At 40.1% G+C, this 14,450-nt stretch carries 12 protein-coding genes; 3 read left to right on the forward strand and 9 right to left on the reverse strand.

Annotation, left to right across the window (positions count from 1 at the left end; genetic code table 11):
• Positions 1-99 precede the first annotated feature (99 nt).
• From Q0A12_RS15265 to Q0A12_RS15285, 5 genes are all read right to left on the reverse strand, one after another.
• Positions 100-924 carry a PTS system mannose/fructose/sorbose family transporter subunit IID gene (locus Q0A12_RS15265; RefSeq protein ID WP_291293482.1) on the reverse strand — a complete coding sequence of 275 codons (825 nt, stop codon included), beginning with the start codon at positions 922-924 and terminating at the stop codon, positions 100-102.
• Between the two features lie 20 nt (positions 925-944).
• Positions 945-1,703, reverse strand: coding sequence for a PTS sugar transporter subunit IIC (locus Q0A12_RS15270; RefSeq protein ID WP_291293483.1), 759 nt, complete (start codon positions 1,701-1,703; stop codon positions 945-947).
• Positions 1,704-1,716: 13 nt separating this feature from the next.
• A complete protein-coding gene (locus tag Q0A12_RS15275; protein ID WP_291293484.1) occupies positions 1,717-2,190 on the reverse strand; it encodes a PTS sugar transporter subunit IIB in 474 nt (157 codons plus the stop codon).
• Entirely contained in the window at positions 2,190-2,615 is a 426-nt protein-coding gene (locus Q0A12_RS15280; protein WP_291293485.1) for a PTS sugar transporter subunit IIA, read from the reverse strand. The genes Q0A12_RS15275 and Q0A12_RS15280 overlap by 1 nt, the downstream gene beginning before the upstream one ends.
• A 201-nt stretch (positions 2,616-2,816) precedes the next feature.
• Positions 2,817-5,279, reverse strand: a complete 2,463-nt coding sequence (locus Q0A12_RS15285; protein ID WP_291293486.1) for a sigma 54-interacting transcriptional regulator — start codon at positions 5,277-5,279, stop codon at positions 2,817-2,819.
• A gap of 684 nt (positions 5,280-5,963) precedes the next feature.
• On the opposite strand from Q0A12_RS15285, the gene Q0A12_RS15290 reads away from it, so the two are divergent.
• On the forward strand, positions 5,964-7,064 hold the full coding sequence (locus Q0A12_RS15290) for a mandelate racemase/muconate lactonizing enzyme family protein (protein ID WP_291293487.1): 1,101 nt from the start codon (positions 5,964-5,966) through the stop codon (positions 7,062-7,064).
• Positions 7,065-7,251: 187 nt separating this feature from the next.
• On the opposite strand, the gene Q0A12_RS15295 is transcribed toward Q0A12_RS15290, so the two are convergent.
• Both Q0A12_RS15295 and Q0A12_RS15300 read right to left on the reverse strand, forming a co-directional pair.
• Positions 7,252-8,670, reverse strand: coding sequence for a glycoside hydrolase family 1 protein (locus tag Q0A12_RS15295; protein ID WP_291293488.1), 1,419 nt, complete (start codon positions 8,668-8,670; stop codon positions 7,252-7,254).
• Between the two features lie 12 nt (positions 8,671-8,682).
• Positions 8,683-9,987 (reverse strand): PTS transporter subunit EIIC, encoded by a 1,305-nt coding sequence (locus Q0A12_RS15300; RefSeq protein WP_291293489.1) that lies wholly within the window; start codon positions 9,985-9,987, stop codon positions 8,683-8,685.
• Positions 9,988-10,174: 187 nt separating this feature from the next.
• Here Q0A12_RS15300 and Q0A12_RS15305 point away from each other — a divergent pair, with 187 nt between their 5' ends.
• Positions 10,175-10,876, forward strand: coding sequence for a GntR family transcriptional regulator (locus tag Q0A12_RS15305; RefSeq protein WP_291293490.1), 702 nt, complete (start codon positions 10,175-10,177; stop codon positions 10,874-10,876).
• Positions 10,877-11,004: 128 nt separating this feature from the next.
• On the opposite strand, the gene Q0A12_RS15310 is transcribed toward Q0A12_RS15305, so the two are convergent.
• Together Q0A12_RS15310 and Q0A12_RS15315 are read right to left on the reverse strand one after the other, a co-directional pair.
• The gene (locus Q0A12_RS15310) at positions 11,005-11,889 is read right to left on the reverse strand and encodes a C40 family peptidase (RefSeq protein ID WP_291293491.1); all 885 of its coding nucleotides are present in this window, start codon (positions 11,887-11,889) and stop codon (positions 11,005-11,007) included.
• A 91-nt stretch (positions 11,890-11,980) separates the two neighbouring features.
• Positions 11,981-13,636 carry a peptide ABC transporter substrate-binding protein gene (locus tag Q0A12_RS15315; RefSeq protein ID WP_291293492.1) on the reverse strand — a complete coding sequence of 552 codons (1,656 nt, stop codon included), beginning with the start codon at positions 13,634-13,636 and terminating at the stop codon, positions 11,981-11,983.
• A 262-nt stretch (positions 13,637-13,898) separates the two neighbouring features.
• On the opposite strand from Q0A12_RS15315, the gene Q0A12_RS15320 reads away from it, so the two are divergent.
• Complete coding sequence (locus Q0A12_RS15320) at positions 13,899-14,243, forward strand: antibiotic biosynthesis monooxygenase (protein ID WP_291293493.1); 345 nt, start codon at positions 13,899-13,901, stop codon at positions 14,241-14,243.
• The last annotated feature ends 207 nt before the right edge of the window (positions 14,244-14,450 follow it).

Consider the following 14,450-nt stretch of genomic DNA (forward strand, 5'->3'; position numbering starts at 1 on the left):
CCATTATTGATGGTGATATAAATTTATTTAATCCCATTTATTGCTCACGTCCTTGATTTTTATTTACGTTAATTCCAATTTCTTGATAGTTTCTGACGATTAAAAAATCCCAATGATTGCTCCGATAGCGGAAATCAAGACCAAAATCAACAATACAGTTGTAGATTTCATCTTTTTATTCAAGCAGAACAATGCAATCATCGTTACAGCCAGTGGTAGCATCCCTTTTAATAATTTATCTAATATATCGGTTTGTACATTCAGCTTCAAATCATCAAATTTGAATATTAACCCCGTGCTTAAGCTAACATAATTTGCCGTCAATGCCCCAATGACAACGCCGCCCATTACTTTAGCACCTAACATCACTTTTTTCAGTAAGTCGCCACCCATTAATTTTTGGATTCCTTCTTTACCGTAATTGTATCCTTGCATCCATAAGTAGTATGCAAGCCCTAGCATAATGACAAACATCGATACAATATAGAAAATCGGACCAAAAATATTTCCTTCTGAACCTATACTGATTGCAATAGATAGCAAGATTGGGACAAGTGTTCCTTGCCATAATGTATCGCCGATTCCCGCCAAAGGTCCCATCAAACCAGTTTTGATTGAATTGATTGCATCTCCTGTGATAGGTGCTCCCGTTGCTTTTTCTTCTTCCAAAGCAATTGTCAATCCACCAATAATCCCACCAAAATGAGGTTCCGTATTGAAAAATTCTAAATGACGATGATAGCTTTCACGGAGTGCTTCTTTGTCATCACCGTAAAGTTTATTTAATGCGGGTAGCATGGCAAATAAAAAGCCAGATGATTGCATACGCTCGTAGTTATAATTTGAATGAGAGAAGCATGTCCAACGCCAGAAACTTTTTTTGAGTTCTTTTTTTGTTAATATTTTTTCCGCTGTTTTTTCCATTTTCTGTCACACTCCTTTAGTTATACTTGATTAGGCTTAAAGAACAGTTGTGTATAAACAAACGCTGTAATAAACGCTAAGATCGATACAGCAATAATTGGCAATTCTAAATACACTGCTAAAACAAATCCTAAGAAGTAAAATGCTGCAGTATCTTTACTCATGATTGATTTTAAGATCATCGCAACCCCTAGTGCAGGTAAAACTCCGCCAATTACTTCTAGTACATGCAACGGTTTACCTTCTAAAGCATCAAGTACATCTTTCACCACTCCAGATCCGAAATACGCAACAACAAAGACAGGGATAATTGAAATTAGCATTAAAAAGAGCTGGGGAACAATCATTTGAATCCGATCAATTTTTTTCGAGTCTACTTCATCTGCAGCTTTATCAATCATGTGTAAAAAAGAGATATCGACAGTCATATGTGCAATCCATATTACGGTTCCCAACAAACCAATTGGCACTGCCATTGATACTGCCACTTCTGGTGACGCATTTGCTGCCATTGCTAAAGCAGTACCAAGGGTACCAGCCAATCCTGGATCCATAGGAACTGTTCCTCCGGCAGAAATATAAGCTAAATAAGGTAAGCTGATCGCTGCCCCAATCATACAGCCTTGAACGACGTCTCCGAGTACTAACCCTACTAGTGTTCCGCAAATCAAAGGACGTGCGAGAACCGTACTACCGAGCAATGTTAGCCAAGGAGTACCATTGATACTCAAGTAATAAATCAACCCGATCAATAATGCTTGAAAGACATTAATTTCCATTTTTATTCTCCTTTTATAGGTATTGTTCGATGTCCGTATTCTTTTCTTCTGGAATTACTTGAACATATACAGAAGTTCCGCCAAGCATGATTTGCTTAAAGCATGCACGTTCTTCTTCACTGGCAGAAATATTACGATACAATTGTGTTCGATCTTTTCTCGCTCCCATTCCACCTACATTCAATTTCTCAATTTTTACGCCACCGTCAATAATATTTTTTATCACCTTAGGATTCTTCGCTAAAACGATCAATTTGTTTTCATCCGAATCTTGTGATAAATAAGTAATCGCTTCTTCCTCTGTCATGATCAATACCTTAATTTCCGCAGGAGCGGAAGAAATCATGATCATCTTTAAAAAATCATCCTGTGCTACTTCGTTATCAATAATGACAATTTCGTTTGCTTTTGTTTCATGAACCCATGCAGTCATCACTTGTCCGTGAATCAAGCGATCATCAATACGGGTAAATACAATGTTTCTCATTATGCTTCCTCCTCAGTAAATGTCTTTGCTTCTGTAAATAGCTCCTTGATTCCTTGTTTTCCTGTATTCATTACGTGTTTACTTAATTCTTCTAATCCCATCGTTTCTCTAAGCAAGATGCTTTCAATAAACATGGAGAAATTGATTCCTGATACAGAACGATAAAATGTGTCCGGCAACTTCTTCACACAGTAAGCTGTTGCCTTGAATGGGCTAGCTCCATATAAATCAGAAAACACCAGCACTCCATCGCCATCATCAAGTTCTTTAATTTTTTCTGCGGTTCGATCATAAAACTCATCAATGTTATTTCCTTCATAAAGCCCCAAATAATCCACTTTTTCATTGGTGCCCACGATCATTTTTCCGCTTTCCACCACTCCTTGAGAAAGATTTCCGTGGCTTAATACTAAAATACCAATCATACTCTCACCTCTTTACAAAAAATTTTCTTACAACTCTTTATAAAGCAAGAGACGTGCCAACTTTTTTTGCACACATCTTTTCCAACGATAGCAAGCGTTTTCAACTGATAGACTTTCGATGTGTAACTTTTTTTGTCACACATTAATGATGCTCGATGTGTGCGTAACAAAAAAACTGTCACACATCATGTGTGACAGTTACTAGATAAAAATCCGAATGATCTTTGTGACATAGAGTATTTCACTAGCAGAAAGTTCGGCACCATAGGTTCGCTCTAATATATTCAGCTCCTTGGCAACAAGCTGATATAATTCATCTTTATCCTCTTGCTCTACTTCAAAATGTAATACCTCTTTTCGGATCGCCCTCTCGATCATTCCCAAACAATGAAAATAAAATTTGATCACTAACGTATCAATGATCTCAAATTTGATTTGCTTGGATAGGGAAATAAGAATTTCATCCAAAATTTCTGTTGCACCGTAAACATTCAAGAAAATGACACTTTTTTCCAGAGAATGGTAAAATAAATGGTCTTTATTTTTGATTAGTCGGCGACTAGAATGATCGAAGATACTGGTATTTTTTCGATTAGCCGTATAATAATTTGCTTCCTCCAAAAGTTCATTAACCAGCTGCTGTAAATCCATATTAGCAAATAATGCTTTTCTAGTCGCTTCAATAATGATTGGTGAGGTCACATTATCGATGATCATCGTTTCGATACCAGTATCAGTTGTTATTTTAGTCGAAAATGTCGCTAATGATCCCATATCTGCCAAAAGAAGAACACCAGAACCTTGGTCAAGGGTTTTAACTACCTCTACTGCCTTTTGATATACATTTTCTACCGAATCATCTAGCGGCATATCAATGCCTACAGCATGATTGATACCCAATAGATCGTTTACCATTTTGGCTAAATTCGTCGCAACACCGATCCCATGCATCATAATCAGAATACCGATTGGATTTTTCTGTACATCTTTATAGATGGTATCTAAAAATAACTCAATAATATCTTGTTCTTCTGCGGGTATGACAACCTGCATCTGTTTGTTCACTTCAGCAATCAGCTTATCAGCATATTCTTTTAAAGGAGATCCGGAAACTTTCTCGATGACTTTTGTTGAACGATAGGAAACTGTACTGGTTTGAAGCTTCAACACCAAAGCTTCGATATGAAGTGCTAAATTATAAGTAATATGCGGATCACAGTCTACTTCAAGTTCATTGGATATTTCCTGAATCACCTTGTCTACTATTTCGAGAATTTCTTTCGAAACTAACTTCTCGATTCCCTTATTACGAGGCCGTTCAACAATTTCTGGCTTTAGATCGACCGCGAAGAAATCATCCAAGAAGTAAGTAATCTTCTGCTGAATTTCTTTAATAGAGCGTCCCTCTCTTAGAAGCGTAGAGTATTTTTCTAGAATCAACTTATAGAAAGAACTTTCATTACCGGTAACAACTGCATAGTTGATTTCCTGATGTTGATTGTCTTGCCTCTTCTGCCCTTTATAATAGACACTATCTCTAAATAATTCTTTCTCCTCAATAGCTTCATTTTCCTGCAAAACCCCTTTGATCTCTGAGTCTTCCCCAGATATCTCAATTCGTTCAAGGTTTTTAAGCATTGCTTGGGCAAATTCTTTAGCACAAAAGATTTGAATATCATTTTTCAACTGTCCAATATTGCCAGGACAATGATAAGTCGCTAAATACTCTATTACATTTGCTTTCACTGAAATTTCAAAATCAATTTTTTCTGACTCTACACAAAAAAAGTAATCAATCAATTTTATTCTTTCTTGTGTCTTACGATCTTTTAAGTCAGGTAAAGTCAGAACCATAGGAAAGCGCCGTTTGAACGTTTGAAGAAGCGAACTCTCAATGTTCTCAGTCGTTGCACAAATTATCAATACATCTACTTCCCTAGCAGCGCTTTCAGTTTCTCCCAGCCTACGAAATTTACGTGTGTCTATGATCGTAAAAAGCATTTCTTGACCTTCTGGTGGAAGTCGATGGATTTCATCTAAAAAAAGAACACCATGATTTGCCTGTTCAATCATTCCGGCTTTATCAGTGTCTGCACCGGTAAAAGCACCTTTCACATAGCCAAAAAGAACAGATAATAGTAATTGCGGATTGTTGGAGTAATCAGAACAATTAAAATGAAGAAATGGACTTTTGGAATTAAACCGTCCAATTTCTTGACCATATTGAAACATGATTTTTGCAAATGTTGTTTTGCCGACCCCAGTTGAGCCAAGAAGAATAGTATGTAAACCATTGGGAGGATACATAATAGCAGCTTTTGCCAGATTGGTATGTACTTCCATGCTTCCCGTTGCTCCAATAAAATCAGAAAATATACTTTTATTTTTATTTTTTTGAGACACCTGAGTTTTTTTCTTCACTGGACTTAATGGCTGATCCGATTGCAAACTTTCATCAATATAAAAGTACTTTACTGGTTTTCCCTTCAACTTTCCCAGTTTTTTTTCTCGGACTAATGTATTCAATTCCCGACTCGCTGCCGTTCGACTCAAAGCTAATTGCTCACTGACATCGAGTGTCGTAACTTCAAAATCACTTTGATTTTCAGAACCAAACCTCTTTTTATCCCTTATAAAAGCAAGTATTTCATCTTTCCTGCTCACAACACCACGCCCTTCCGAAGAGAATGTACTCTATGTCAGATTATATTTTAATTAAAACATAAGTCAAACGCTTATAAAGAGGTGAATTATTTGGGCTATCTACGCTATAGCCTAAACTTTTGACTACACTCCGTCTCAAAAATCATCAATTGAATAAATCGTTTTCCCTTCGAATACATAATTGTTATCGTTAGAACCCTATCCTGTTACCCGCACTGAATTCAGCCAATCTTTGGTTTAATCGGTCTAAAAGACAGAAAGCATTCTTTTTGACTGAAAAACTTTCTTTATAAGACATTCATTGCAAGTTAACCCTCCATAGACTTGTTTGTACCCTAAAAACTAAAACAGCGATCAGCAAACGAGTTAAAACACTGATATTCGAAACAGATTGCTCGATTCTCATTCAAAAAAGTATTTACACTTAAGAAAGTTTCCTAAATTGTCGCTCCTTATGTCTATTTCTTTTGGTGAATAGTTCCTCGATTGTTACAGCACATACTCGAAAAAAGGCGTCAATTTTTTTCTTTCAAATTCATCAAAATCTGTTTCTTCAACATAATTCATTTTTTGTTGCCATCCGATTGAGAAAATGAAACCGCTTGAATTCTCGGCATGGGCGTGCTATGATAAAAATGCACACGTTAACATTTTAGGAAACTTTAGAAAATAAGGAGGAATTTTATGTCTACGATCACAGAAGTCCAAACTGCTTATTACCGGATTCCCTTACCAGAATTAATGGAAGATGCCAAACACGGGCTGCATACGCACTTTGAGGTGCCAATCGTCAAGATTCGCACGGATGATGGCAGAGAAGGTGTCGGCTATACATATACGGGAGGTTTTGGTGGTGAATCCATTGCTAAATTGATCGACAAAGAACTGAAACATATCTTGCTAGGAAAAGATCCTGCTTGTGTGGAAGACCTTTGGGATCAGATGAATTGGGGCATCCATTACGTTGCCCGAGGTGGTCTAGCTAGCTTTGCCATTGCTGCCTGCGACATTGCCCTTTGGGATCTGCGCGCAAAAAAAGCCCAGGAACCGCTATATAAACTATTGGGTGGACACAGCAATAAAGTAAACTGCTATGGCGGTGCCATCGACTTAAACTTTTCATTGGAAAAATTATTAGCCAACAACCAAAAATATTTGGATATGGGATTACGGGCTGTCAAAATCAAGTTAGGGCAAGCAACACTGGCTGAAGATATTGCCCGTATCAAAGCTGTTCGTGAATTGATTGGTCCAGATATTACCTTTATGGTGGATGCCAATATGAGCTGGTCCGTTGAAAAAGCCATCAAAGCCGCTAAATTGATGGCACCTTTTGATATTCTCTTTTTGGAAGAGCCAACGATTCCCGAAGACTACGAAGGGTATGCTCGAATCGCTAAAGAAGGGCAAATTGCAGTTGCTGGTGGGGAAAATTTACGGACACCGATTGAATTTGCTCATATGCTGTCTTATGGTCAAGTCGATTTTCCTCAACCAGATGCCTCGAATTGTGGAGGGATCACAGGCTGGCTGAAAGTTGCGGCATTGACACAGTTGCATAATGTCAGTATCTCGACTCACGGTATGCAAGAGCTTCATGTCAGTCTGCTGGCTGCCATGCCTAATGCCGGATACCTAGAGATGCATAGTTTCCCGATCGACCAATACACCACTCGCCCACTAGTGATTGATCCAGAGGACGGAATGGCTATCGCGCCAGAAGAACCGGGAATTGGTGTGACCTTTGACTGGGAGAAATTAGCCCCTCATCAATTCGAGTTTTAAGCATACACAAGGGACTGTGACATAAATCATTATCCAACAAGTGAAATCGAATCACATGCTATTGCTATGGATTCCTCTGTCTTTTGCGACGAGGAGTCCCTGCACCGCAGGAGCAATAATATATTGTTTGGATAGTGTTACTTGTAGAAGACTTATGGCACAGACCCTTGATTTTTAGTGTATTCATTTAAAGAATAAGCGGCAGTTCCTCATAAGATAAATGCCGTTCATCAATTAATTCTCGATACCAATAGGCTGATTTTTTCAAAGAACGGGTACGGGCAGCATTTCTTTCGATCCGTACCAGCCCATAGCGGTTTTTGAAGGCATTCATCGGTGAGATACAGTCGGTAAAAGCCCAGAGCATGTAACCCTCGCAATTCGCCCCTTCTTCCACTGCTTTTAAAAGCCAATAAAGATGTTGGGAAATGAATTGGATCCGATAGTCATCTACTACCTGACCATTCTCATCCATGAACGCCGCTTCATTCTCCCGCCCCATGCCATTTTCAGTGATCAGCCATGGAATGTTGCCGTAATTTTCTTTGAGGTAGTTTGCCATGTCATACAGGACTTTTGGATAGATTTCCCACCCTCTAGAATGATTCATTTGTTTGCCGGGAAGATCAAAGTTCTCATAGAATCGCTCCGGATGAAACGTTGTTTCAGCATTCCATTGATAACGAGGTGCCCGCACACGCTTCGGATAGTATTGATTGATTCCTAAAAAATCAACCGTATGTTGTTGGATCACTTCTAAATCTTCTTTTGCAGGATCAAAATAAATGTCATGCTCTTTGCATAGTGCAATCAGTTCTTCGGGATAAACGCCTTTGATCATCGGATCAAAAAAGACTCGGTTGAAGAAAAGATCGTACATTTTTTGCGCTTGCTGATCTTCTTTCGAAGAAGAACGAGCATACACCATTTCAGGATTCAATACGCAGCCGATTCTGCCTTGGTAGCCTTTTTCATGATACGTTTTTATCGCTAATGCAGAAGCTAATGTTTTATGATAATTCCATTGCATCCATTTCTTCGTATTTTGTTCATGGGGCCAGCGAATCGCATCAAGATAGCAACGGGTCTGGATCACGATGGGTTCATTGAAAGTGAACCAGTGCTTGACCCGATCGCCATAGCGTTCAAAGGCGATTGCTGCATACTTGCGATACAATTCGACAACATACCGAGAACTCCAGCCATCGTACTTGTCTAGTAAGTAGGCCGGCAATTCGTAGTGTTCCAGACACAACATGGGCTCTACCCCTACGGCAATCAATGCATTGATCACTGCATCGATATGGGCTGCATATTCTTCATCGACGATCAACTTCTCATAGTCGGTAAAAAAGCGTGCCCAATTGATGGATGTGCGATAATGTGTCAGATGAATCTCTTGCATCAGCTCAATGTCTTCACCATATTGTTCCATGAAGTTCGTTGCAACCGCCGGTCCATAGCCTTCGTGCCAGACAAAACGCTCTTGTTGATACCATTGATCCAAGAACGAATCCTGTCCCGCTTTTTTTCCTTGCCAGCCTTCTGTTTGCCAAGCAGAAGAAGCGGCTCCTAAAATGAATGTTTCTGGTATTTCAATTAACATAATTCTCTCCTTTTATGCCACTTCGTTTGTTGAACGATTCATTACGATAACGAATGGCAAATAAATAATGATCGATAATAAAATACAGATGATTTGTGTGACCACTGCACCGATGTCTCCTGCTGTAGCTAAGTAGGCATTGACGATTGGCGGCATGGGCCACGGTACCATCACGACCGCTTTTGCTGCAAAACCGATGGATGTAGCAATATAACCCACCGTCCCGGTAATAATCGGGGTCAGAACAAATGGAATCGCCAAAATTGGATTCAGCATGATCGGCATCCCAAAAATAACAGGTTCATTGATATTGAAAATGCCTGGTGCTAAGGATAATTTTGTGATTTGCCGCATATCTTCTCGTTTGCCTGCAATCAAGACAGCAATCAGCAAGCCTATGGTGACACCTGATCCTCCCATACTCATATACATATCCCAGAAGGGCATCGTAATGATGTTAGGCACTTCTTTTCCTGCCTCAAAGGCTTCTGTATTCACGGCGATAGCCGCCAGTAATAATGGTTCACGAATTGGTTTGACCATCTGATTGCCGTGGATGCCAATCACCCAGAAAACTTGTGCAATAAACATCAACAATAAGATACCTGGTAGCCCTTGTACAATCCCTTCTAATGGTTTTTGCACAATATTGTAAATGATATCGTACACATACATCCCTGTGATGGCTTTGATAGCAAAGCCAACTGTAGCGATGCTCGTTACTGTTAATATGGTGGGAAAAAGTGCCGAGAAACTTGCTGAAACATTGGCAGGTACGCTTTCCGGCATCTTGATCTGCAATCTTTTTTGGCGGCAAAGCCAAGCATAAAGTTCAATTGATAGGATCGCCACGAACATCCCCAAAAATAAACCTTTGGTATCGGTATATTGTTTTGCTAAAACATTCTCGGCAATAACAGTGGCGTCTTCGTGTAAGAATTCAAAAACCATCGGATTGACGGACAAATAAGACATTACGGCAATGACACCGGGAAAAACACCGTCGATTTTGTTCAGTTTTGCTAGTTCGATCCCAATTAAAAAAACAGCATAAATCGTTAGAAAACTAAGTGTGACATAACTAACTGCCGAAGAGATCGGCTTTAGATTTTCTAAAAAGCTGAGCGCATCAATTTTTGCTAAGCCGTTTTCCGAATCAAAAACCATTGCTGAAAATAAAGTTCCAAAGGCACCTGTGATAATGACTGGTATCAAAGCGGCAAAAGCGTTCTTAATTACCATGATGTACCGCCAATTATTGATTCTCGTCGCAACTTTACCTAATCCATTTGCCAATCGATCCATAAACCCTTCCATTTTTACTCCTCCTAGCTCCTCTATGATTAACCAAAACCAACAAACCAAATGCAACCGATTACAATTTCAATTTACTGGATTTTTTTGGTTCTGTAAATCATCGAAAGAAGCAAAAAGCCGAGTATGTAAACGTCGAGGTTTACATACTCAACAAAATCGATTATGCTTCAAAAAAGGAGGAAATGATTTGGCCTACTATCATGATATTGCAGCAGCTATTCGTACACAAATCAGTCATGGAAAGTATGAGAAGAATCAGAAGCTGCCTAAACAATCCGAATTAGCCATTACGTATAAAACCAGCCGCGTAACGATTCAAAAGGCATTGAATCTGTTGCAGGTAGAAGGAATCATCTATGCCAAAAAAGGCACTGGTACTTTTGTCAGTGAAGCCTATTCTACCTTCGATTATAACGCCCGAGTGAACCGCGGATTAACCAAGCGCTTAGGAAAGACTGGCACACTCACAAGCAGAATCATTTCCTTTGATACGCTTTTGGCTGATGAGCAAGAACAAGCAAAATTGAGACTTACTAAAGAAGATTGGATCTACGATATTGTTCGTTTGCGATTATTGGATAACGTCCCAGTCGCACTGGAATATACGATTATGCCAGTCGCAGTGATTCCCGGCATCACCGAAGAGGTGCTCAAAGCTTCCGTTTATGAATATATTTCCAGTACATTGCATTTACCGATTGGGACATCGATTCGGAGAATCAAAGCCGACCGTCCAGATATCTATGACCAACAACACTTGATTTGTTCCCCCAATGACCCAATTTTAGAAGTCGAACAAACAGTTTACTTAGAAAATGGGACGCCTTTTGAATTTTCACAATCCCGGCATCGCTACGATATGGGTGACTTTATTGTCGCAAATAACTGATCCCTCTTTTGATTGGTCAAAAAGCCCACCATTGCTTGCTGCATTCTGCAAAATGGTGGGCTTTCTTCGGTTGCTCTATTTTTCTATTACTTGCGATTTCTACCTATTCTTTCCTATTGCGGCTGTTTCTAGTCAATATACCGAGTGACAACTGCCAATTCCGGCTCATAAGCTGAACCAGTGATTTTTGTTTTCATGACCTTGGAGCCTGGGGTTTGTGAGTGGATCATCTCGTCTGCCCCTAAATAAAGACCGACATGATGGACGTTTCCTTTTCCTTCCTCATAAGCGAACAACAATAGATCACCTGGCTGTGCCTGCTCATAGGATCGCTGCACACCTGCTTGCGCTTGTTCAATGGTATCCCGAGGAATCAAAATACTATTGACCCGATGCAAACTATACATAAACCCTGAGCAATCAAAGCCACTACTGCTGATTCCTGCCCATACATAAGGCAAATCCAGAAATTGTTCTGCCATCTCAATCAACTGTCGGGGAGATGTCGGGTTTCCTTGATCGATTCGTTGGGCTTGTGCTTTAGAAATTTCAGCTGGTCCCTCAGGTGTCATCACGTGATACCACTCAGTATCTTCAGAAAGCCAGTCCAGCAGCGTTCCGAAAGAAAGAATTCTTTGATAGTTTTTGAAGTGCAGGACAGCTGTTGGTTTGATTACCGCTACCTTCTGATTCCCTTTCCCCCCATATTTTTCGTCTATGGCAGTCAATACGTGACTAGGAACATACCCGGGATAACCTCGGGGATTTTTATTACTTGCTTGGTCTAAGACAATAATCTCTGCCCATTCTTCTTTTTCTTGAAGGACTTCGACAACAGTCCCATAAAGGATCTCTGAATCAACCAAGTCCTCTTCATAAAGAATCATCGCATCTGCTGCTGATAAAAAGGAATGGACTGCTTCTAAAGGCTGCGCATTGATTTTTGTTAAAACCGCATTTTGCTGCGGCTGTTTCCATAAAAAAGTCATAGCTGCTTGGACTGCTTTTTTCACTAGCTTCTCCTTGATTTATTAATGCTCCTTTGTGGCTTGGCAATCTGACGAAAAATGAGAAAGCCATCATTTATCGCCTGCAGATACCCCTTTACTCTAGGGAAACATGCTTGTAATCATAGGCGGCGCCCACACTATGAATGACTAACCCCTTGATTTTAGGGGAACGTAAATGGGCCTCTGCGCTTTGAAACAATGGAATCACGCCCAATTTTTCATTCAAAATCTGCTCAGCTTTGACCATGTTTTGCCAACGTGCTTGAGGATCGTTGGCATACGTATCGGATGCTTCTGAGATCAAGTCATCATAAGGATCATCTAACCATTTTCCACGATTATATGAACTGTCTTTTTTGAAAAGCTCCAAGAAATTGATTGGGTCAGCATAATCCCCGATCCAATTGTTCATGACCATTTCGAAGTCGCCGCTGTTTGAACGATCCAACCGCACAGAAAAGGGAACATTGGTCACTTCTACAGTCAGTCCTTCAAGGGTCTGCTGGAGTGTTCCTTGAATGTATTCAGCTAATTTCTTTGATTGATCGGTATCTGAAGTCAGTAATTCAAAGGAAAGCGTATCTTTTCCTAGCTCGGATTTCGCTTGCTCCCAAAATTTCTTGGCTTCTTTTTCATCATAAGGCAGCGAAGTCCCTGCATCTTTGACAAAATCTGTTTTCGTATCAGGATTATAGGCTAGATCAGAAGGAACAAATCCAACCGCTGGAAGCGAGCCATTTCCTAAAATCTGATCAACCATTTGTTGACGATCGAGGCTATAAGAAATCGCTTGCCGCAACTTTTCATTCCGAAACGGCGAATCCTCTTCTGCTTGATTCATTTCTAAATATTGGGTCGTCGCACTTGGTTGCACCACGTAGTCCTTGTGATTCACATTTTGCATCGCCAGTTCCCCACTCAATGTGATGTCATCTGCTTGACCACTTTCGTACAAATTATAGCTAGTTGAAGATTCTTTGACGACATCAAACTGAACCCCGGCTAACTTCACTGCGTCTGCATCCCAATACTCAGGATTTTTTTTGAGTGTCCATTGAATATCTGTACCAGGACCGCCATAATCCTCCAATGTAAAAGGACCATTGTAGACCGCATTTGCACTTGTTAAGGCATATTGATCCCCGTATTTTTGGACAACTGCTTCACTCTGCGGGAAAAAAGTAGGAAAAGCGAGTAAAGAATTAAAATAAGGCGTTGCTTTTTCCAACGTAATCTTTAATTCATAACTATTGACGGCTTCGATCCCCAGTTCACTTTTATCCTTGGTGCCATCGGAAATAGCGGTGGCATTTTTGACCGGTGCTAGCATATATGCATAGTTGGAGCCAGTGGCAGGATCAACCGTTCGTTGCCAACTAAAGACATAATCCTCTGCTGTGACAGGGTCGCCATTGGACCATTTGGCATCTTCTCGTAGATTGATCGTATAGACTAGCCCGTCTTCACTGACCACCGCATCCTTACTTGCACCGGCAATCACCGGTTCATTGTTTTCGTCGAGGCGATAAAGTCCTTCATAAGCATTGTTCAAGGTAATAAAACTGTAAGAATCGGTTGCTAGCGACAAATCCGCGCTGCCCATTTCAGCAGAAAACTGAACATTCATCATTTGCTGATTGGCATCTGCTGACTTGGCTGAATCTGTAGTTTTCGCTGACGGCTGTTGACAGGCTGCTAGAAAAAAACTACAAACGATGAGTGATCCGATGACACTTGCTTTGGTTGCCATTCTTGACGCCTCCTATTTTTCAGATAATTCTAAAAATTCCGTTTTGTTAAATGAAGTTTACCGTGAGTCGAATCTTTCTGTCAAATTTCCTTACTTGAAAGGATCCTTAAAAATACCCGAAGAAAGGGCGTATGGAGAGTTCTTTAGTTGTTTTCAGACAGGCAACAGGCCTCTAACGCTCGTCTAATTGACAATCATTCTCAATTACAGCTATAATTAAGCAAAATCCGGTACCTGCTTCACCACAAAAGGAGTGTTGAATATGTATATCAAAACAGTAACATTTGAAGTTTTAGCTGAAGCTAAAGAAACCTTTGCTGAAAAGATTCGGCAAGACATCGCCTCGATGAAAACTTTCGCTGGCTGTCTCCAATCGGAGTGTTGGGTAAACGAGAAAAAAGCGACGATCGATTTCCAACTGGTTTCAAAATGGCAGGAAAAGAAAGATTTTCAAGCCTGGCTAAAACGGCCGGAACATTTGCAAAAGCATCGTGAAGCGTATCAAGCAGAAAAAGAAGGGCGCAAGAAACCTTCCATCGTAGTAAATAAAACGGGCCAAGACTATCGTTTATTTGACGATTCCGTTGTTTCTTCTGACAATGCCTAATCGAAAAGCAAAAGACGAGACTGTGACATAAGTCATCATCCAACAAGTTCAACCGAATCATATGCTAATGCATTGCTAGGGTGGATTCCTCTGACTTTTACGACGAGGAGCCACTGCACCGCAGGATCAATAAGCTATACTATTCGGATCGTGTTACTTGTCGGAGACTTATGGCACAGCCTCGTCTTTTATTTATTATTTGTCAGT

It is taken from the genome of Enterococcus sp., assembly GCF_022711995.1.
GTDB lineage: Bacteria > Bacillota > Bacilli > Lactobacillales > Enterococcaceae > Enterococcus_D.